We start from the raw sequence: 20014 nt of genomic DNA on the forward strand, positions 1-20014 counted from the left end.
CTGGTTTTGCTGCCGGTCCCCGGCAGTTCGCGAGCAAGCTCGCTCCCACGCCCTGCGGGCAGAATCAAGAGCGGACTTGCGACCAACATCTTCGCGAACAAGTTCGCTCCCACGCCCGGAGGGCAGAATCAGGAGCTGACTTGTGTATCGCGCACGATCAGGTCTTCACGCCGCCGGTGCACGCCTCGGATCAGGCTGCTTCCAGGCGTCTGCCGCGCTTTCCTCGATAGCTTGCTGGATCGCGCGCTTGCGGTTGTTTTCGGCGCGGCGGGTGAAGAACCAGACCAGGAAGGTCGCCAGCGACACGGCCAGCAAGATCAGGCTCGCCACGGCATTGATTTCAGGCTTCACACCCAGACGCACGGCAGAGAACACTTCCATCGGCAAGGTCGTCGAACCGGGTCCGGAGACGAAGCTGGCGAGTACCAGATCGTCCAGCGACAGCGCGAAGGACATCATGCCCCCGGCTGCCAGCGATGGCGCGATCATCGGGATGGTGATCAGCAAGAACACCTTCCACGGACGGGCGCCCAGGTCCATTGCGGCTTCTTCGATCGACAGGTCCAGCTCACGCAGGCGCGCCGACACCACCACCGCCACGTAGGCCGCACAGAACGTTGTGTGCGCGATCCAGATGGTCATGATGCCGCGTTCCTGCGGCCAGCCGATCAACTGCGCCATGGCCACGAACAACAGCAACAGCGACAGACCGGTGATCACTTCCGGCATTACCAGAGGAGCTGTGACAAGCCCGCCAAAGAACGTGCGGCCTTTGAAGCGGCTGATGCGGGTCAGCACAAACGCGGCCATGGTCCCCAACGCCACCGCAGCAATGGCGGTGTAGCAGGCGATTTCCAATGAGCGCATCGCCGAGCCCATCAGTTGCGAGTTGTCCAGCAGGCCGACGTACCACTTCACCGACCAGCCGCCCCAGACCGTCACCAGTTGTGAGGCGTTGAACGAGTAGATGACCAGAATCACCATCGGCGCATAGATGAACAGCAAACCCAGCACCAGCATCAGGTTCGAGAATCGAAAGCGGTTCATGCCTTGCCCTCCAGTTCTTTGGCCTGACTGCGGTTGAACAGGATAATGGGCACGATCAACACCAGCAGCATGATGACCGCCAGCGCCGAAGCCACCGGCCAGTCACGGTTGTTGAAGAATTCCTGCCACAGCACGCGGCCGATCATCAGGGTTTCCGGGCCGCCGAGCAGCTCGGGAATCACGAACTCGCCCACCACCGGAATGAATACCAGCATGCAGCCGGCGATCACGCCGTTCTTGGACAGCGGCACGGTGATTTTCCAGAAGCTGTTGAAGGTGCTCGAGCCCAGGTCGGAGGCAGCTTCCAGCAGGCTGGTGTCGTGCTTCACAAGGTTGGCGTACAGCGGCAGGATCATGAATGGCAGGTAGGAATAGACAACGCCGATGTACACCGCCAGGTTGGTATTGAGGATCTGCAACGGCGCGTCGATCAGCCCCAGCCACATCAGGAATGCATTGAGCAGCCCGTTGTTGCTGAGAATGCCCATCCAGGCGTAGACGCGGATCAGAATCGCCGTCCAGGTCGGCATCATGATCAGCAGCAACAGCACGGTTTGCAGGTCCTTGCGCGCGCTGGCGATGGCGTAGGCCATCGGATAGCCGATCAGCAGGCACAGCAAGGTGCTGATGAAGGCCATCTTCAGCGAACCCAGATAGGCCGAAACGTACAGATCATCGCCACTGAGCAAGGTGTAGTTGGCGAAGTTGAGGACCATCTGCAGCTTTTCGTCGGCGTAGCTGAAGATTTCGGTGTACGGCGGGATCGCGACGTCGGCCTCGGCGAAGCTGATCTTGAGCACGATCAGAAACGGCAGAGCAAAGAACAGGAACAGCCAGAGGAACGGCACGCCGATGACCATCTGCCGCCCGTTGGGCTTTATGCGCTCGAACGCGCGCTTGATCTTGCGGATTTTCATGAGCGCAGTACCACGCCGCTGTCGTCTTCCCACCAGACGTAGACTTCATCGCCCCAGGTAGGCCGTGCGCCCTGCCGCTCGGCGTTGGCGACGAACGACTGCACCAGCTTGCCGCCCGGCAGCTCGACGTAGAACACCGAGTGACCGCCCAGATAGGCGATGTCGTGGACCTTGCCGCGCGACCAGTTGTATTCGAAGCCGGGCTGCTCGGTGGTGATCAGCAGTTTCTCCGGACGCAGTGCGTAGGTGATGTGCTTGTCTTCCACCGACGTACTGACGCCGTGGCCGACATAGATATTGCGCTCCAGCTCGGGGCTGCGGATCAGCGCATGGGCTTCCATGTCTTCGATCACGTCACCTTCGAACAGGTTGACGCTGCCAATGAATTCGCAGACCAGACGGCTGGTCGGAGTCTCGTAAATGTCGATCGGGCTGCCGATCTGCGCGATCCAGCCCAGGTGCATGATCGCGATACGCTCGGCCATGGTCATGGCCTCTTCCTGATCGTGAGTCACCATCACGCAGGTCACGCCGACGCGCTCGATGATCTCCACCAGTTCCAGCTGCATCTGCGAACGCAGTTTCTTGTCCAGCGCGCCCATCGGCTCATCGAGCAGCAACAGCTTGGGCTTTTTGGCCAGCGAACGGGCCAGGGCCACGCGCTGACGCTGACCGCCGGAGAGCTGATGCGGCTTGCGCTTGGCGTACTGAGTCATCTGCACCAGCTTGAGCATCTCTGCCACGCGGGCTTCGATTTCCGACTTGCCCAGCTTGTCCTGCTTGAGGCCGAAGGCGATGTTGTCCGCCACGGTCATGTGCGGGAACAGCGCATAGGACTGGAACATCATGTTGATCGGGCGTTCGTACGGCGGCATGTCGGTGATGTCGACACCGTCGAGGTAGATGCGCCCTTCGGTCGGCCGTTCGAACCCGGCCAGCATGCGCAGCAGTGTCGATTTGCCGGAGCCAGAGCCGCCAAGCAGGGCAAAGATCTCGCCCTTGTTGATCTGCAGGGACACATCGTCCACCGCGATCGTCTCGTCGAACTTTTTCGTGACCCGATCAATCTTGACCAGCACCTCTTTGGGTTGCTGACCGCCTTCGATGGCTTTCTTGTAGGCGCCGGAGGCAACTGCCATGGGTGAAACTCCCAACAGGTAGGCAACCCGGCCCATATGGCCGGGTGCTGGATTTTTATTTGCCCGACTTGACCTTGGTCCAGCTGCGGGTCATCAGACGTTGCACCTTGGGTGGCAACTCGCTGTTCACGAACAGGCGGTCCAGCACTTCCTGAGGCGGATAGACCGCTTCATCGGTACGGATGCTCTGGTCCATGAACTCGCCGGAGGCGGGATTGGGGTTGGCGTAACCGACTTCATCGCTGACCTTGGCGATCACCTTGGGGTCGAGCATGTAGTTGATGAAGGCACTGGCCGCCTTGATGTTCTTCGAGTCCGCCGGGATCGCCAGCATGTCGAACCACAGGTTACCGCCCTCTTTCGGAATGCTGTAGGCGAGCTTCACGCCCTTGCCCGCTTCTTCTGCACGGGCCTTGGCCTGGAACACATCGCCCGAGAAACCTGCGGCAACGCAGATGTCGCCATTGGCCAGGTCGGTGATGTATTTGGACGAGTGGAAATAGGTCACGTAAGGACGAATCGCCAGCAGCTTGGCTTCGGCCTTCTTGTAATCGGCTTCCTTGGTGCTGTTGGGGTCCAGCCCCATGTAGTTGAGCACCGCTGGCAACATTTCATCGGCAGAGTCGAGAAACGCTACGCCGCAGCTGGAGAGCTTCTTGATGTTCTCCGGCTCGAACAGCACGGCCCAGGAGTCGATCTTGTCGACGCCCAGTGCCGCCTTGACCTTCTCGACGTTGTAACCGATGCCGTTGGTACCCCACAGGTACGGCACGGCGTACTGGTTACCCGGATCGTTCTTCTCCAGGCGCTTGAGCAGCGCCGGGTCAAGATTCTTGTAGTTGGGCAACAGCGACTTGTCGAGCTTCTGGAACGCACCGGCCTTGATCTGCTTGCCGAGGAAGTGATTGGACGGCACCACCACGTCATAGCCTGTGCGTCCGGCCAGCAGCTTGGCTTCCAGGGTTTCGTTGGAGTCGAACACGTCGTACATCGGCTTGATGCCGGTAGTGGCTTCGAAGTCGGCCAGGGTGGTCTTGCCGATGTAATCGGACCAGTTATAAATATGCACGGTGGACTCAGCCTGGGCACTGAGGGTCAGTGTCAGGCTGGCAGCCGCCAGCAAGGCTTTGGAAAGAATAGAAATAGACAAAGAATGAGTCCTTTTAACAGAGGGGCCTGAGCGCCGGAGGGCGTCCGGAAAACCAAACCGGCGCGCAACTTACCGTCTATGAGCCCAACCAGCAAAGGTTTAGGCAATATTCCTGTCTGCTGACTGCTGCGCGGCCGAAGCTACGCAGCATCCACAGGTTTGATGACAGGCTTATTTACCTGACTTTATCTTGGTCCAGCTGCGGGTCAGCATTCGCTGCGTAGCAGCAGGCAGGTCAGCGATTGCATACAGTTTGGCCTGTACGTCGGCAGGTGGATAAACGCCAGGGTCACTGGTGATTTCCTTGTCGACCAGCGCCGTAGCCGCCGCGTTACCGTTCGGGAAGCGCACGGCGTTGGTGATCTCGGCCATGATTTCCGGCTTCATCAGGAAGGTCATGAACTTGTAGGCACCCTCGACGTTTTCGGCATCCTTGGGAATGGCGACCATGTCGTAGAAGCTGCCGGCGCCTTCTTTCGGAATGTTGTAAGCAACTTTGACCTTGCCACCGGCTTCGGCAGCGCGGGACTTGGCCTGATAGATATCACCCGAGTAGCCGACCGCTACACAGATGTTGCCGTTGGCCAGGTCCGAGATGTACTTGGACGAGTGGAAATAGCCAATCGACGGACGAATCTTCATGAACAGCGCTTCAGCTTCGGCGAGCTGCTTCTTGTCCTGAGAGTCGGTCGGGTAGCCCAGGTAATGCAGGGCAATCGGCAGCATTTCGGTCGGCGAATCGAGGAAGCTGATGCCGCATGATTTCAGCTTGGCAGCGTTCTCCGGCTTGAACAGCAGGTCCCAGGAATTGACTGGCGCGTCAGCACCCAGAGCGGCCTTGACCTTGTCCGGGTTGATGCCGATACCGATCGAACCCCACATGTACGGGAATGCGTGCTTGTTATCCGGGTCGCTGACCGACACGGCCTTGAGCAGCGATTCGTTGAGGTTCTTCCAGTTTGGCAGCTTGGACTTGTCCAGCTCCTGATAAACACCGGCCTTGATCTGCTTGGCCAGGAAGTTGTTGGACGGCACGACGATGTCATAGCCGGATTTGCCCGCGAGCAATTTGGCTTCAAGCGTCTCGTTGCTGTCGAAAACGTCGTAGACCACCTTGATGCCCGATTCTTTCTCGAATTTGGCAACGGTGTCCGGCGCGATGTAATCGGACCAGTTATAGACGTGCAGCACTTTGTCATCGGCCTGCGCAGCAGTGGCCACAACGCCCATCAGGGACAGCGCGAGAAGGGTCTTGCCAAATTTTTTCATGCGTAGCTCCAATGTATTTTTATCACTGACCGTCAGTTAGCGGCGTGTAGCCATTAGTCTGGCAACTTCCTGGGCAGGCTTTCAAGCCGAAACCCCTTCAAACAATGCACATTGCGCTTGAATCGACGCTTTTTTCTGCGTTTTCAGCCCTGCAACACCGCCAGTGTCAGATCCAGGCATTTGCGCGCCTTCTCTACCAACTCATCGATTTGCGCAAAACTGATCACCAGCGGTGGCGCAATGATCATGGTATCGCCCACAGCCCGCATGATCAGGCCATTGTCGAAGCAGAAGGTTCGACAGATCATTCCCGCGCCCTTGTCGGTGTAACGCTCGCGGGTGGTCTTGTTCTTCACCAGTTCAATGGCCCCGAGCAGCCCGACACCGCGGACTTCGCCCACCAGCGGATGATCGCTCAACTCACGCAAACGCTTTTGCAAATACGGTGCCGTTTCCGACCTGACCCGTTCGACGATCTTTTCTTCGCGCAGGATACGGATGTTCTCCAGCGCGACCGCCGCAGCCACCGGGTGCCCGGAGTAGGTAAAGCCATGATTGAAGTCGCCACCCTCATTGAGCACCGCGACGATTTCATCGCGCACGATCAGGCCGCCCATCGGCACGTAACCGGAGGTCAGTCCTTTGGCGATGGTCATCATGTCCGGCTTGAGGCCATAGAAATCGCTACCGAACCACTCACTGGTACGCCCGAAGCCACAAATCACCTCATCGGCGGCGAACAGGATGTCGTAGCGGGAAAGGATTTCCTTGATCTTCGGCCAGTAGGAATCGGGGGGGACGATCACACCGCCTGCGCCCTGGATCGGCTCGGCAATGAATGCACCGACGTTCTCGACGCCCAGCTCGAGAATTTTCTTTTCCAGTTGCTCGGCAGCCCAGATGCCGAATTCGTCCGGCGTCATGTCGCCGCCTTCGCCGAACCAGTAGGGCTGGGGAATGTGCACCACCCCTGGAATCGGCAGATCGCCTTGCTCGTGCATGTAGGTCATGCCACCCAGACTGGCACCGGCGACGGTGGAGCCGTGATAGCCATTGACACGGCTGATGATGGTTTTCTTGTTCGGCTGGCCTTTCAGCGCCCAGTAATGACGAACCATGCGCAGCATCGTGTCATTGCCTTCAGAGCCTGAGCCGGTGAAGAACACATGGTTCATGCCCTGCGGTGCGATCTCGGAAATGGCCTTGGCCAGTTCCAGCACCGGCGGGTGAGCGGTCTGGAAAAACAGGTTGTAGTACGGCAACTCACGCATCTGTTTGCTGGCTGCGTCGGCCAGTTCTTCGCGGCCATAACCGATGGCCACGCACCACAGGCCGGACATGCCATCGAGGATCTTGTTGCCCTCGCTGTCCCACAGATAAACGCCCTCGGCACGGGTGATGATGCGCGGGCCTTTCTCTTTTAGTTGTTTGTAGTCGCTGAACGGTGCCAGGTGATGCTCGCTGCTCAGGGCCTGCCATTCGAGGGTTTGCGGGTTGTTGGCACTCATGCAGCACTTCCTTTGATCAGGTCAGTTGGCAGAGCGCCGCGCCTCAACCGCGGCGGCGCTCTGCGTGATCAGACGGCGAAAAGCAGGAATTCCCGCTCCCACGAACTGATCACGCGCTTGAAGTTTTCATGCTCGACGCGCTTGACCGCGACGTAACCGATGATGAATTTCTTGCCCAGGTATTTTTCGATGGTCTTGCTGTTTTCCATGCGCTCCAGCGCGTCTTCGATGGTCAACGGCAGACGCAGATTGCGCCGCTCGTAACCGCGTCCGACCACCGGTGCGCTCGGGTTGATGCCTTCGACCATGCCGATGAACCCGCACAGCAGACTGGCGGCGATGGCCAGATAAGGGTTGGCATCGGCACCCGGCAAACGGTTTTCCACACGACGGTTCTGCGGTACGGCGTCCGGCACACGCAAGCCGACGGTGCGATTTTCTTCGCCCCACTCGACGTTCACTGGCGCCGAGGTGTCAGGCAGAAAGCGCCGGAACGAGTTGACGTTGGGCGCGAACAGCGGCAACAGCTCGGGGATGAACTTCTGCAGGCCACCGACGTGGTTCAGAAACAGCTCGCTCATGGTCCCGTCTTCGTTGGAGAAGATATTCTTGCCGGTCTCGATGTCGATGATGCTCTGGTGCAGGTGCATGGCACTGCCTGGCTCGCCGGTCATCGGCTTGGCCATGAAGGTCGCCGCGACATCGTGCTTGAGGGCGGCTTCGCGCATGGTGCGTTTGAACACCAGAATCTGGTCGGCCAGCGACAGCGCATCACCGTGACGGAAGTTGATTTCCATCTGCGCCGTGCCGTCTTCGTGGATCAGCGTGTCCAGGTCGAGGTTCTGCAGTTCGCACCAGTCATAGACGTCTTCGAACAGCGGATCGAACTCGTTGGCCGCTTCGATCGAGAACGACTGACGGCCGGTTTCCGGACGCCCGGAGCGGCCGATCGGCGGCTGTAGCGGGTAGTCAGGGTCGTCGCTGCGCTTGGTCAGGTAAAACTCCATCTCCGGCGCCACGATGGGCTGCCAGCCCTGATCGGCGTAGAGCTTGAGGACCTTCTTCAGCACGTTGCGCGGCGACAGCTCGATGGGGTTGCCTTGCTTGTCGTAGGTGTCGTGGATCACCTGCGCAGTGGGCTCGACCGCCCAGGGCACCAGATACACCGCGTTCTGGTCAGGGCGGCAGATCATGTCGATGTCTGCCGGGTCCAGCAGCTCGTAGTAGATATCGTCCTCTACGTAGTCACCGGTCACCGTCTGCAACAGTACGCTTTCAGGCAGACGCATGCCTTTTTCAGCGATGAACTTGTTGGTCGGCGAGATCTTGCCGCGCGTGATCCCGGTGAGGTCGGACATCATGCATTCGACTTCGGTAATCTTGTGTTCTTTCAACCAATCGGTGAGCTGGTCGAGGTTGGTACTCATAAATACCTCAGGGTTTTATTGTCCTGATCGTGATCAGGCGTTCCAGACGCATCGGCGTCATGATGTACAACTCGTTTCGGCAGACGCCGAATAGGGGTAAGGTGACAGCTGCGGGACCGGATTTCCAGACGGCCGCGGTCACACTGACGAAGCCGCTATAGTGGTAATGTCCGGCGTTGAGAGTAGAGCAGACTGGCTTCGGTAGCCGTTCAGGGATGTCGCAATGTGTGGCAACCCACCACGAGCACCGATATCACAGGCATGATGAGCGCTGTACGGACTTGATAGTCGCGTGTCGACCAGGGAAAGGTGAAGCATTGGACCCCCGCTATTGTTGCTCTACTGGGTTGCGATCGAGCTTAGCCTCGTTCATTTTTTTATACAACAACCCGTTAAAAATAGAAGACAGGCCGCTCTAGCTCGTATTTAACAACGGTCAGAAACGGAATAAAACGCCCTAAATAGCAGCAAAAAAGGCCATATGGCGCAGTTTTAGGGCAAAAAAAGGCTCTATTGACTTCATCATGGCTTTCGGATTGACTGAGATCCGCAATCATTGATGATTGATATTTTTAACAACAAAGGTGTTGCATCATGTCGGTACCCCCGCGTGCCGTTCAGCTTAACGAAGCGAACGCGTTCCTTAAGGAACATCCTGAGGTTCTGTACGTTGACCTTCTGATTGCAGATATGAATGGTGTGGTGCGTGGCAAACGCATCGAACGCACCAGCCTCCATAAGGTTTACGAGAAGGGCATCAACCTGCCTGCCTCTTTATTTGCTCTGGATATCAATGGCTCCACGGTGGAAAGCACCGGCCTGGGCCTGGACATCGGTGATGCTGACCGAATCTGTTATCCCATCCCCGACACCCTGTGCAACGAGCCATGGCAAAAGCGCCCTACCGCGCAATTGCTGATGACCATGCACGAACTCGAAGGCGATCCGTTTTTCGCCGACCCGCGTGAAGTATTGCGTCAGGTCGTCGCCAAATTCGACGAAATGGGCCTGACCATCTGCGCCGCGTTCGAGCTGGAGTTCTACCTGATCGATCAGGAGAACGTGAACGGTCGCCCACAACCGCCCCGCTCGCCGATCTCCGGCAAACGCCCGCATTCGACACAGGTCTACCTGATCGACGACCTCGACGAATATGTCGATTGCCTTCAGGACATCCTCGAAGGCGCGAAGGAACAAGGCATTCCTGCTGACGCCATCGTCAAGGAAAGCGCCCCGGCCCAGTTCGAAGTCAACCTGCATCACGTCGCCGACGCGATCAAGGCGTGCGATTACGCCGTATTGCTCAAGCGCCTGATCAAGAACATCGCCTACGATCACGAGATGGACACGACCTTCATGGCCAAGCCCTATCCGGGTCAGGCAGGTAATGGTCTGCACGTTCACATCTCGATCCTGGATCGCGATGGCAAGAACATCTTCACCAGCGAGGATCCCGAGCAGAACGCCGCATTGCGTCACGCAATCGGCGGTGTGCTCGAGACCCTGCCGGCACAAATGGCCTTCCTGTGCCCGAACGTCAACTCGTATCGCCGGTTCGGTGCGCAGTTCTATGTGCCCAACTCGCCGACCTGGGGTCTGGATAACCGCACGGTCGCCGTTCGCGTACCGACCGGCACCGCCGATGCGGTACGTATCGAACACCGCGTTGCCGGTGCCGATGCCAACCCGTATCTGGTCATGGCTTCGGTCCTGGCGGGCGTGCACCATGGCCTGGTCAACAAGGTCGAGCCTGGCGCCCCGGTAGAAGGCAACTCCTACGAGCAGCATGAACAAAGCCTGCCGAACAACCTGCGTGATGCACTGCGCGAGCTGGACGACAACCCGGTGATGGCCAAGTACATCGACCCGAAATACATCGATATTTTCGTGGCCTGTAAAGAGAGCGAGCTGGAAGAGTTCGAACACTCCATCTCCGACCTCGAGTACAACTGGTATCTGCATACGGTCTGATTGAGGCCGAGTAACACAAAACGCCGCAGGCTTTGAGCCTTGCGGCGTTTTTGTTTGGTGTGCAGCCTCCGGACACCTATCGTTTCTCACGCTCCGGTGGACTGCAGTTCATGACGCTCCGCGTCACACCTATGTACCGCGCCGCCAGTTCAAGATCGGACGCAGAGCGTCCAGAACTGCGCTACCACGCGGAGCGTGGGAGCGATAATCACATGGCCGCACGCTTATCGTTCCGCACGCTCCAGCGTGGGAACGCATTTCATGACGCTCTGCGTCATAACTCTGCGCCGCGCCGCCAGTTCAAGATCGGACGCAGAGCGTCCAGAACTGCGCTACCACGCGGAGCGTGGGAGCGATAATCACATGGCCGCACGCTTATCGTTCCGCACGCTCCAGCGTGGGAATGCAGTTCGTGACGCTCCGCGTCACACCTATGTTCCGCACCGCCAGTTCAAGATCGGACGCAGAGCGTCCAGAACTGCGCTACCACGCGGAGCGTGGGAGCGATAATCATATGGCCGCACGCTTGTCATTCCGCACGCTCCAGCGTGGGAATGCAGTTCGTGACGCTCCGCGTCACACCTCTGCGCCGCGCCGCCATTTCAAGATCGGACGCAGAGCGTCCAGAACTGCGCTACCACGCGGAGCGTGGGGGCGATAATCATATGGCCACACGCTTATCGTTCCTCACGCTCCAGCGTGGGAATGCGGTTCGTTTGGCGACGACAGCGGTTCATCCCGTCGTAATCCCTTACAATGCCCGCAGCCCAACCAAGAGCCACGCCCATGACACGCGCCGCCACTCCTCGCAAACCTCAAGCACGCAGCCAGGCCAGAATCGATTCGATTCTCGACGCCGCGCGCACGCTGCTTGCCGAACAAGGAGTGGCCAGCCTGTCGATCTACAGCGTTGCCGAGCGCGCCGGCATTCCGCCCTCGTCGGTGTACCACTTCTTCGCCAGCGTCCCCGCGCTGCTTGAAGCACTGACCGCCGACATCCACGCCGCCTTTCGCGCGTCGCTGCAGGCCCCCATCGATCACGACCAGCTCACCACCTGGCGCGACCTGTCACGCATCGTCGAGCTGCGCATGCTGGCCATCTACAATGCCGACGCCGCCGCCCGCCAATTGATCCTCGCCCAGCACGGCCTGACCGAAATCAACCAGGCCGACCGCCAGCACGACATTGAACTGGGTCACTTGATGCTTGAAGTGTTTGACCGCCACTTCCAGCTGCCCGCACTGCCGGACGATGTCGACGTGTTTGCGCTGGCCATGGAACTGGGGGATCGGGTGTATGCGCGGTCGGTGCAGTTGCATGACGAGATTACACCGCGCATGGCTGAGGAAGGGATGCGGGTGTTTGATGCTTATCTGGGGTTGTATTTGCCGGTGTTTTTGGTGAAGAGAAAAATATCACCACTGCAGTGACCGAGGTTGTAGAGACTGAGTGCAACACTGTTATTTATGCTGTTTACGTATAGCCTTACGGTGTATCCTATACATATCAGCCGCGTATAATTTAAAATTATTAATATCTCTCTCCCTAATAGCTTTATAAAACTGCGATGGACCAGCCGCTATAGAATTCTCAGTGCTAACAGCCCGTCTGGCATCATGAAAACAGATGAACTTTTCGACGTCTATCCGTCTTTTATTGTGCAAATCCAAAAGGGTTTGGGCCTTATAAAAATCCGCGGGTGCAGCCGTGTCAATTGGATTATGAAACTCCTTAGTCTTTCTCGCCCTATACTCCCAACTCATGTCTGGAAAGGCGACCGACGGCCTACCTTTATCAGAAACTTGCAGAGCTGAGGTCATAGATGGCGGAGGGGATGAAGCAGTGTTCGTTGATGCAGGGGGTGATGCTGGCAAAGGCCTGTTCTCCATTGAACGATGCGCTTTTGAGTATTTGCCCCGCGTGCTCAAAAAACCGCGAGAAATTTGTTTTCTCCCTCCTTTTGATTTCAAGTATGCGTTTTTTAGTACCCGTCTAAGTAGCACGTTATATGGCGCATGCCCCGACGGATCTCTAAACCCCACCGGGTCTCCTTCACAATACCCATACGCATTCAACCCGCCCTCATCAAACGGACTCAAACTGTCCGGGCTGTTGAACCGCATAAACACCGGGTTGTAAGCCCGATACCCATTCCCCAGCAGATAATGCCCGGTCACCGGATCACGCCGCTCGCCATTGAAGCCCAGCAAGCTGGTCAGTCCGCTTTCAGCCGGGTGATGACCATAGACGCTGTACGCCACAGGCTCAATTCCAGACTTATCCACAAGCCGCAGGACAGAACGTTGCTGATCCGTCGCAAGCAGTGTCGTATCCACTACGCCATCGGCATACCGCAGCTGAGCCAATAACAGGTCTTCATGCTGAAAGACCGTACGCTGCAGCGCGCCCTCAATCTCGGTTGCCAGGCGGTTCTTTTGATAGAAGCGCTGAATATCAGCCTGCCCCAAAGGCGAGCTCGAAGCCAGCCGGTCCAGCGGGTCGTAGCGATACGTGCACAGCACTATCGGGTTGGGGGAGGTCATGGCAGTTGTTTCACATAGAACCAGTCTTCAGCATCCGGCAAAACCGATACGTCGCCTACCTCGCATAACTGCTAGGTAAACGCTCGGCTTCGAGCTTGAAAGCACCGTGCTTGAGGTCTTTGATCGCCGCCTCAAGCTGCCTGCATTGCAGAATGATGTAGGCGGCGATGGGACTGGGAGGATCGGGTGTATGCGCGGTCGGTTCAGTTACATGACGAGATCACACCACGCATGGCCGAGGAAGGGATGCGGGTGTTTGATGCGTAATTGGGGTTGTATTTTCCGGTGTTTTGGGTGAAGAGAGCCAATTGAGAATTACGACCGAATGGATGCTTGTTCTTCTCTTGGGTTTTTTAGATACTCAATATAGTTTTTTCTTTCCCGCCTCAATGCCGATCTCTGATCATAAAAGGTGCCTCTATTAAAACCAGCAGAGCCTTTAATGCTAGACATATAATTAATCTTCGCCTCAAGATACCCAATTCTCGTAGTGAACGTTTCAGTTTCTAGTCTGCCATTAATATAAACAGGATTATCAGGCTTAGGCTTTTGAATACCAGCGCTCTTAAGTGCGTCACGATATTTTTTGCGTGCACTCAACACGATAGGATCCCTGCTGGCAAAGCCTACCTGATTGCCTCCTTTTTTCTTACGAGGCCTCGATGGAGCTGATTTATTCCCATGCGACGAGGCCAACGAATTTAATTTTTTAGTTGAGTTAGCTGAAGTGACATTGCCAATGCCCCTTGATGAGATTCCCGCGCTTGACGAAGCAATCGGCGAAGGGCTAGAGGAAATCGCGGGGAGCCTATCAACCATTTCAGATAACATTGATAACGGCGTCTTGATTTTTATAGGCGGTGCCCGCACCATCTCAATCGGTCGGGCTCGGTTTAAAACACGCTTTGCCATCTCAGTGATAACGCTGAATTTTCCATGCCCCGACGGATCCACAAACCCCACCGGATCCCCCCCACAATACCCATACGCATTCAACCCGCCCTCATCAAACGGACTCAAACTGTCGGGACTGTTGAACCGCATCAACACCGGGTTATAAGCCCGATACCCATTCCCCAGCAGATAATGCCCGGTCACCGGATCACGCCGCTCGCCATTGAAACCCAGCAAGCTGGTCAAGCCACTTTCAGCCGGGTGATGACCATAGGCGCTGTACGCCACAGGCTCAATTCCAGACTTATCCACAAGCCGCAGAACAGAACGTTGCTGATCAGTCGCAAGCAGCATCGTGTTCACCACACCATCAACATGCCGCTGCTGAGCCAACAACAGGTCTTCATGCTGAAAGACCGTACGCTGCAGCGCGCCCTCAATCTCGGTTGCCAGGCGGTTCTTTTGATAGAAGCGCTGCACATCCGTCTGCCCAACCGGCGAGCTGGAAGCCAGCCGGTCCAACGGGTCGTAGCGATACGTGCATAGCACTGTCTGGTCGAGAGAGGTCATGGCAGTTGTTTCACATAGAACCAGTCTTCATCATCCGGCAAAACCGATACGTCGCCTACCTCGCATAACTGCTAGGTAAACAGCAAAAAACCCCGGAGGGTCAAGACCGTCCGAGGTGTTTTTTGCCCATCGTTTACAGCTTGGCGATGGAAACTTCAGTGGACTTCACGAAGGCGATGACTTCGCTGCCGACGACCAGCTCCAGCTCTTTGACCGAGCGGGTGGTGATGACCGAGGTCACGACGCCCGATGCGGTCTGTACGTCGATTTCCGACAGTACGTCGCCGTGGACGATTTCCTTGATGGTGCCTTTGAACTGGTTGCGAACGTTGATGGCTTTGATAGTCATGGCATGTCTTCCTTTGGGGATCAGGGTTAATTTGCCCAGCGCAATTGCGTAGGCAGTGGCGAAAACGGTTCCGGGTCAGGCGGCGAACCCGGCAGGGCCAGCACGCGGTTGAGCACTTCGGCCTCCAGCGCCGCAAGGCGATGCGAACCACGAACACGCGGACGTGGCAGGTCGACCAGCAGATCGAGACCGATCTGCCCTTCTTCGATCAGGATCACCCGGTCAGCAATGGCAACGGCCTCGCTGACGTCGTGGGTGACCAGCAGCACCGTGAAACCATACTGGCCCCACAGTTTTTCGATCAGTTGCTGCATTTCGATCCGGGTCAGGGCATCCAGCGCGCCCAAAGGCTCATCGAGCAACAGCAGGCGCGGCTTGTGAATCAATGCACGAGCCAGGGCAACGCGTTGCTTCTGGCCGCCGGACAATGCGGCAGGCCACTCATTGGCGCGCTCGGCAAGGCCGACGGCCTCAAGCGCTTCAAGGGCCTGCGCCCGCCAGTCGCCGTTCAGGCCAAGGCCGACGTTGTCGATGATCTTTTTCCAGGGCAGCAAGCGCGCCTCCTGAAACATCAATCGCGTATCTTCGCGGGCATCGTCCAATGGCGCAGAGCCGGCAAGCAGCTGGCCTTGCGTTGGTTTGTCGAGGCCGGCGAGCAGGCGCAACAGGGTGCTTTTGCCGCAACCGCTGCGGCCGACGATGGCGACAAACTGACCGGCAGGGATGTGCAGGTCGATGTCCTTGAGCACTTCACGGGCGCCGAACGCTTTTTTCAGCTTGCGTACCGCCAGCGGGATGCCACGCAGCAAGTGTGGAGGTTGCTGTTTCAGACTGGTCATGCGGCACCGCCTTTGCTCGTTTGATAGGCCGGGTGCCAGCGCAGGCAGACACGTTCCAGGCCTCGCGCCGCCAGATCGGCCAGCTTGCCGAGTACGGCGTACAACACGATGGCCAGCACCACGACGTCGGTTTGCAGAAATTCCCGCGCATTCATCGCCAGGTAGCCGATGCCGGAGCTGGCGGAAATGGTTTCCGCGACGATCAGCGTCAGCCACATGAAGCCCAGTGCAAAGCGCACACCGACCAGAATCGAAGGCATGGCCCCCGGCAGGATCACATGACGGAACAGGCTGAAACCTGACAGGCCGTAGCTGCGGGACATTTCTACCAGCGCCGGATCGATGTTGCGGATGCCGTGGTAGGTGTTCAGGTAAATCGGGAACAGAGTGCCCAGTGCGACCAGGAATATCTTGGCGGTCTCGTCGATGCCGAACCACAGGATGACCAGCGGAATCAGTGCCAGGTGCGGCACGTTGCGGATCATCTGCACCGAGCTGTCCAGCAGACGCTCACCCCATTTGCTCAGGCCGGTGATAAAGCCCAGCGCCAGACCGATGCCGCCGCCAATGGCGAAACCGATCCCGGCGCGCCAGCCGCTGATCGCCAGGTGCGTCCAGATTTCGCCGCTGGCGACCAGGTTTATCCCCGCTTCGATGACCGCGCTGGGCGCGGGCAGAATGCGTGTGGATAACCAGCCGGCGCTGACTGACAGCTGCCAGACTGCCAACAACAGCACTGGAAGTGCCCAGGGCGCCAGTCGGTGAATGATGCGTTGCGAAGCACTGAGGCTCATGGAGTTGTCTCCTCGAAGGGCCTGACGATCACTGTGCTTGAGCAACAGCAGCAGGAGGTGTCCAGACCACATCAGCAATGCTGAGCGGCTTCGGAATCAGCTTGAGCTGGTAGAAGGTGTCAGCGATTTTCTGCTGTGCCGCCACCACCGGCGGGGTAAGGAACTGCGCGCCGTAGCCCTGACGCTTCACTGAAGTCAGGGTGATGTCGGCCGGCAGCCCCAGCAACGGCGCGACCTGTTGGGTCACTTCATCGGGGTTGGCCTTGGACCACTCGCCCACCGCACGAACCTCCTCGACCAGCGCCTGAATCACCTTGGGGTTTTTCTGCGCGTATGGCTTGGTGGCGAGATAGAACTGATGGTTGTCGACAATGCCGGTGCCGTCTTTCAAGGTCCGCGCCTGCAATTGCTTTTCAGCAGCGGCCTGGTACGGGTCCCAGATGACCCAGGCATCCACGCTGCCGCGCTCGAAGGCTGCACGCGCATCGGCCGGAGGCAGGAAGACGGTCTGGATATCGGTGTATTTCAGACCGGCATCTTCCAGCGCCTTGACCAGCAGGTAATGGACGTTCGAGCCCTTATTGAGGACGACTTTCTTGCCCTTCAGGTCTTTGACCGAAGTAATCGGGGAGTCTTTGGGAACCAGGATGGCTTCACTGGTCGGTGCTGGCGGCTCGTAGGCGACATACAGCAGGTCCGCGCCTGCGGCCTGAGCGAAGACCGGCGGCGTTTCGCCTGTTACGCCGAAGTCAATGGAGCCGACGTTCAGGCCTTCAAGCAACTGAGGGCCACCGGGGAACTCGGTCCACTGGACTTTCACACCCTGCTCGGCCAGACGCTTTTCCAGCGAGCCCTTGGCCTTGAGCAGCACCAGCGTGCCGTATTTCTGGTAACCGATGCGCAGATCTTCCGCCTGGGCCTGAGTGACCGCACCAAGAGCGACTGCAGCAGCAAACAGAGCGGCAAGGCTTCGACGCAAAATGACAGTGCGCATATGCGCTCCTTTACCTATTTGGGGTGGCCCCCTGCTCGACCGCTGAGGAACGAGCAAGGTGGGAATAGGCACGACATTAACAGCCCTTTTTTATATCTATAAATCTTATTTATTCATTTAGTTATTCCATAAATGAATATAAGAGAAGTGTCCATGTTTGCACGTTGGCGACCTGTGACGCAGAGCGTCACGACAGGCATTCCCACGCTGGAGCGTGAGGAACGATAATCTCAACTATCGTACTCATGCTCTGCGCCCGCAGTTGATCCAGCGACGCAGCAAGCGGCAGGGAACAATAAAAAAGGGCCGATAAATCGGCCCGAATAACCCCACGCTTGGTAGATCGGAAATCAGCGGTTTGGCTGTGGTGTCAGGCGCAGATAAGGCGTGACTGCTTTGTAGCCCTTGGGAAAGCGCTGCTTGATCTCGGCTTCGTCCTTGATCGACGGCACGATCACTACGTCATCACCGTCCACCCAGTTGGCGGGCGTGGCAACTTTGTAATTGTCGGTCAGTTGCAAGGAGTCGATGACCCGCAATATTTCGTGGAAGTTGCGCCCGGTGCTGGCCGGATAGGTAATCGTCAGACGCACCTTCTTGTTCGGATCGATCACGAACAGCGAGCGCACAGTCAGCGTGTCGTTGGCATTGGGATGAATCAGGTCGTACAGGTCGGAAACCTTGCGGTCGGCATCGGCCAGAATCGGGAAGTTGACCAGGGTGTTTTGCGTGGTGTTGATGTCGTCGATCCACTTGATGTGCGAATCGACCGGGTCCACCGAGAGCGCAATGGCTTTCACGCCGCGCTTGGCGAACTCGTCTTTTAATTTGGCAGTGAAGCCCAGCTCTGTGGTGCACACCGGCGTGAAGTCAGCCGGATGAGAAAACAACACACCCCAGCTGTCACCGAGCCATTCATGAAAACGTATACGCCCCTCACTGGATTCCTGTTCGAAATCAGGGGCGATGTCGCCAAGTCGCAGTGTCATGGTGTTGCTCCTTGTCTGTATCGGGTAGGCCTTGGTATAGCACTACTGTGCGCCCTGTCGAGAGAAGTTAAAAAGAATAAATAATGCGCCTTATAGACCTTTTGGAAATATCAAAAAACAGGCAAAAGAAACCCCGCACGGGGCGGGGTTCCTTCAAGCCTCAATACACTTACATGAAGTTGTAGGTGTAGTTGAAGATCAGACGGGTTTGGTCGGTGTTGGTCGAGTTGTTCAGGTCGCCATCCGCACGGTAAGTACCGTGACGCAGGGTGGTGCCGAAACCTTTCATCGGACCGCTCTGGATCACGTAGTCAACACGCATGTCGGTTTCCCACTCGGAGTATTCTTCTTTACCGGTAGTGCGATCACGAATGTCGTCTGCGTGCAGGTAAGCGATGGCTGCTTTCAGGCCTGGAACACCCACCTTGGCGAAGTCATACGAGTACTGACCGAACGTGGTGTTTTCACCCGCGCGGTTGAAGCCGTTGATCATCGAGTCAGTGAACAGGTAGAAGCTCGAACCGCCGTTGCCTTCAAGACTCGAAGTGCTGGTGCCGTTCTTGGTGACGTTGCCCTGGTTCAGGAAAACCATGCCGCCGTCATCGCCAATCTGCTGATGGCCAACCATGAACGCATGGCCGCCCAGGGCGTAGGTGAACATGGCGGACCAGGTGGAGTTATCCACTTCGCCAGCGTTCTTGGCATAACCGTTGTTGTTGTTGAAACGGTAGCCGGTTGCTGCGTCGCTGTTTTTGCCGTCGGAGCTGCTGTTGAAATAACGCAGGTCAGTCTTGAAGGACTGGTTGGCGTCGATTTGGTAAACGTGTACCAAACCGAGGAAGTGCTGCTTGTAGAAGTCTTCCAGATTTGCGTAGTAGTACTGCAGGGTCAGGTCTTTGGTGACTTTCCAGTCAGCACCGGCGAAGCGGAACTGATCGGCAGTCTCGGAAGCGCCGGCAATGGACAGGTCAGTCCAGTTGCTCGAAGCACGGCCGATGGATTTGTTCAGCTGACCGGCAGTGAAGGTGACGTTGTCCAGATCCTTGGAAGTCAGGATGCCGCCCTGGAAAGCCTGAGGCAGAAGACGACCGTCGTTGCTGACCAGAATTGGCAGGTTAGGTGCCAATGCGTTACCGACTTTCAGCTCGGTTTTCGAGAAGCGTACCTTGCCGTTGGCGCCCAGACGGCTCCACTCGCTGACAGCAGAACCGTCGCTGTCGGTAGGCAGAATGCCGCCGTTCGCTGCAGGACCGTGGTTGCCACGGCCGCCATCAAGGTGAACACCGACCAATCCCTGGACGTCCAGACCAAAACCGACAGTACCCTGAGTGAAGCCCGACAGGTAGTCGAATTTCAGGCCAGTGGCCGTCTCACGGTTGTTGTGGGTAGTGCCTTCGCGGAAATCGTTGTCAAAATACAGGGTACGAGAACTGACGGACGCTTTACTGTCTTCCAGGAAACCAGCTGCGCTGGCCTGCTGAGCCAATACACCAACGGTGACGGCCAAAGCCAGGGTGGACTTCTTCATTACTACGCTCCTCGTGAATCTAATTTTTTATATCCATGGTGCCGGGCTTGGCCCTGACCCACGGATTAGCGATAGGCGACAGTCC

Annotated in this window: 17 protein-coding genes and 1 pseudogene; 3 read left to right on the forward strand and 15 right to left on the reverse strand. The window is 57.4% G+C overall.

Translation table 11 applies throughout. From position 1 onward, the window contains the following. Nucleotides 1–165 precede the first annotated feature (165 nt). From P406_RS08585 to P406_RS08615, 7 genes are all read right to left on the reverse strand, one after another. Complete coding sequence (locus P406_RS08585) at nucleotides 166–1047, reverse strand: ABC transporter permease subunit (RefSeq protein ID WP_046235950.1); 882 nt, start codon at nucleotides 1045–1047, stop codon at nucleotides 166–168. Next, complete coding sequence (locus P406_RS08590; protein WP_003372160.1) at nucleotides 1044–1964, reverse strand: ABC transporter permease subunit; 921 nt, start codon at nucleotides 1962–1964, stop codon at nucleotides 1044–1046. Before P406_RS08590 ends, P406_RS08585 begins: the two co-directional genes overlap by 4 nt. Then, a complete protein-coding gene (gene potA / locus P406_RS08595; RefSeq protein ID WP_003420200.1) occupies nucleotides 1961–3103 on the reverse strand; it encodes a polyamine ABC transporter ATP-binding protein in 1143 nt (380 codons plus the stop codon). Before potA ends, P406_RS08590 begins: the two co-directional genes overlap by 4 nt. A gap of 55 nt (nucleotides 3104–3158) precedes the next feature. After that, entirely contained in the window at nucleotides 3159–4253 is a 1095-nt protein-coding gene (locus P406_RS08600; RefSeq protein ID WP_046235951.1) for a polyamine ABC transporter substrate-binding protein, read from the reverse strand. A 171-nt stretch (nucleotides 4254–4424) separates the two neighbouring features. Further along, the gene (locus P406_RS08605; RefSeq protein ID WP_046235952.1) at nucleotides 4425–5522 is read right to left on the reverse strand and encodes a polyamine ABC transporter substrate-binding protein; all 1098 of its coding nucleotides are present in this window, start codon (nucleotides 5520–5522) and stop codon (nucleotides 4425–4427) included. A gap of 143 nt (nucleotides 5523–5665) precedes the next feature. Continuing rightward, a complete protein-coding gene (locus tag P406_RS08610) occupies nucleotides 5666–7030 on the reverse strand; it encodes an aspartate aminotransferase family protein (protein WP_046235953.1) in 1365 nt (454 codons plus the stop codon). 68 nt (nucleotides 7031–7098) lie between these two features. Next, nucleotides 7099–8457: a glutamine synthetase family protein gene (locus tag P406_RS08615; protein WP_046235954.1), complete on the reverse strand. Its 1359-nt coding sequence runs from the start codon at nucleotides 8455–8457 to the stop codon at nucleotides 7099–7101. A gap of 594 nt (nucleotides 8458–9051) precedes the next feature. On the opposite strand from P406_RS08615, the gene P406_RS08620 reads away from it, so the two are divergent. Both P406_RS08620 and P406_RS08625 read left to right on the forward strand, forming a co-directional pair. Then, nucleotides 9052–10428 (forward strand): glutamine synthetase family protein, encoded by a 1377-nt coding sequence (locus tag P406_RS08620; RefSeq protein WP_003413528.1) that lies wholly within the window; start codon nucleotides 9052–9054, stop codon nucleotides 10426–10428. Between the two features lie 786 nt (nucleotides 10429–11214). Next, nucleotides 11215–11859, forward strand: a complete 645-nt coding sequence (locus P406_RS08625; protein ID WP_024642508.1) for a TetR/AcrR family transcriptional regulator — start codon at nucleotides 11215–11217, stop codon at nucleotides 11857–11859. Nucleotides 11860–11889: 30 nt separating this feature from the next. On the opposite strand, the gene P406_RS27355 is transcribed toward P406_RS08625, so the two are convergent. After that, complete coding sequence (locus P406_RS27355) at nucleotides 11890–12972, reverse strand: RHS repeat-associated core domain-containing protein (RefSeq protein WP_082100744.1); 1083 nt, start codon at nucleotides 12970–12972, stop codon at nucleotides 11890–11892. A gap of 180 nt (nucleotides 12973–13152) precedes the next feature. On the opposite strand from P406_RS27355, the pseudogene P406_RS30210 reads away from it, so the two are divergent. Beyond that, a pseudogene (locus P406_RS30210) lies at nucleotides 13153–13239 on the forward strand (TetR family transcriptional regulator); the annotation flags it as partial. Nucleotides 13240–13287: 48 nt separating this feature from the next. Here P406_RS30210 and P406_RS29745 read toward each other — a convergent pair. From P406_RS29745 to P406_RS08665, 7 genes are all read right to left on the reverse strand, one after another. Further along, a complete protein-coding gene (locus P406_RS29745) occupies nucleotides 13288–14436 on the reverse strand; it encodes an RHS repeat-associated core domain-containing protein (RefSeq protein ID WP_244467797.1) in 1149 nt (382 codons plus the stop codon). Between the two features lie 133 nt (nucleotides 14437–14569). Continuing rightward, entirely contained in the window at nucleotides 14570–14785 is a 216-nt protein-coding gene (locus P406_RS08640) for a TOBE domain-containing protein (protein ID WP_002555770.1), read from the reverse strand. A 26-nt stretch (nucleotides 14786–14811) separates the two neighbouring features. Then, nucleotides 14812–15624 (reverse strand): aliphatic sulfonates ABC transporter ATP-binding protein, encoded by an 813-nt coding sequence (ssuB, locus tag P406_RS08645; protein ID WP_003413532.1) that lies wholly within the window; start codon nucleotides 15622–15624, stop codon nucleotides 14812–14814. Beyond that, on the reverse strand, nucleotides 15621–16418 hold the full coding sequence (gene ssuC, locus P406_RS08650; RefSeq protein WP_003342192.1) for an aliphatic sulfonate ABC transporter permease SsuC: 798 nt from the start codon (nucleotides 16416–16418) through the stop codon (nucleotides 15621–15623). Before ssuC ends, ssuB begins: the two co-directional genes overlap by 4 nt. Before the next feature lie 28 nt (nucleotides 16419–16446). Then, nucleotides 16447–17412 (reverse strand): sulfonate ABC transporter substrate-binding protein, encoded by a 966-nt coding sequence (locus tag P406_RS08655; RefSeq protein ID WP_003420212.1) that lies wholly within the window; start codon nucleotides 17410–17412, stop codon nucleotides 16447–16449. A 350-nt stretch (nucleotides 17413–17762) separates the two neighbouring features. Further along, nucleotides 17763–18401 (reverse strand): peroxiredoxin, encoded by a 639-nt coding sequence (locus P406_RS08660; protein ID WP_003318285.1) that lies wholly within the window; start codon nucleotides 18399–18401, stop codon nucleotides 17763–17765. A gap of 169 nt (nucleotides 18402–18570) precedes the next feature. Continuing rightward, a complete protein-coding gene (locus tag P406_RS08665) occupies nucleotides 18571–19929 on the reverse strand; it encodes an OprD family porin (protein ID WP_003342199.1) in 1359 nt (452 codons plus the stop codon). Nucleotides 19930–20014: the final 85 nt, after the last annotated feature.

It is taken from the genome of Pseudomonas syringae pv. coryli str. NCPPB 4273, assembly GCF_000972175.1.
GTDB classification, from domain to species: domain Bacteria; phylum Pseudomonadota; class Gammaproteobacteria; order Pseudomonadales; family Pseudomonadaceae; genus Aquipseudomonas; species Aquipseudomonas syringae.

What these genes read in the sequence shown, in the direction of transcription:
- P406_RS08585 (WP_046235950.1), bottom strand. Translation starts at nt 1,047, where the DNA reads ATGAACCGCTTTCGATTCTCGAACCTGATGCTGGTGCTGGGTTTGCTG.
- P406_RS08590 (WP_003372160.1), bottom strand. Translation starts at nt 1,964, where the DNA reads ATGAAAATCCGCAAGATCAAGCGCGCGTTCGAGCGCATAAAGCCCAAC.
- potA (WP_003420200.1), bottom strand. Translation starts at nt 3,103, where the DNA reads ATGGCAGTTGCCTCCGGCGCCTACAAGAAAGCCATCGAAGGCGGTCAG.
- P406_RS08605 (WP_046235952.1), bottom strand. Translation starts at nt 5,522, where the DNA reads ATGAAAAAATTTGGCAAGACCCTTCTCGCGCTGTCCCTGATGGGCGTT.
- P406_RS08610 (WP_046235953.1), bottom strand. Translation starts at nt 7,030, where the DNA reads ATGAGTGCCAACAACCCGCAAACCCTCGAATGGCAGGCCCTGAGCAGC.
- P406_RS08615 (WP_046235954.1), bottom strand. Translation starts at nt 8,457, where the DNA reads ATGAGTACCAACCTCGACCAGCTCACCGATTGGTTGAAAGAACACAAG.
- P406_RS08620 (WP_003413528.1), top strand. Translation starts at nt 9,052, where the DNA reads ATGTCGGTACCCCCGCGTGCCGTTCAGCTTAACGAAGCGAACGCGTTC.
- P406_RS08625 (WP_024642508.1), top strand. Translation starts at nt 11,215, where the DNA reads ATGACACGCGCCGCCACTCCTCGCAAACCTCAAGCACGCAGCCAGGCC.
- P406_RS27355 (WP_082100744.1), bottom strand. Translation starts at nt 12,972, where the DNA reads ATGACCTCCCCCAACCCGATAGTGCTGTGCACGTATCGCTACGACCCG.
- P406_RS29745 (WP_244467797.1), bottom strand. Translation starts at nt 14,436, where the DNA reads ATGACCTCTCTCGACCAGACAGTGCTATGCACGTATCGCTACGACCCG.
- P406_RS08640 (WP_002555770.1), bottom strand. Translation starts at nt 14,785, where the DNA reads ATGACTATCAAAGCCATCAACGTTCGCAACCAGTTCAAAGGCACCATC.
- ssuB (WP_003413532.1), bottom strand. Translation starts at nt 15,624, where the DNA reads ATGACCAGTCTGAAACAGCAACCTCCACACTTGCTGCGTGGCATCCCG.
- ssuC (WP_003342192.1), bottom strand. Translation starts at nt 16,418, where the DNA reads ATGAGCCTCAGTGCTTCGCAACGCATCATTCACCGACTGGCGCCCTGG.
- P406_RS08655 (WP_003420212.1), bottom strand. Translation starts at nt 17,412, where the DNA reads ATGCGCACTGTCATTTTGCGTCGAAGCCTTGCCGCTCTGTTTGCTGCT.
- P406_RS08660 (WP_003318285.1), bottom strand. Translation starts at nt 18,401, where the DNA reads ATGACACTGCGACTTGGCGACATCGCCCCTGATTTCGAACAGGAATCC.
- P406_RS08665 (WP_003342199.1), bottom strand. Translation starts at nt 19,929, where the DNA reads ATGAAGAAGTCCACCCTGGCTTTGGCCGTCACCGTTGGTGTATTGGCT.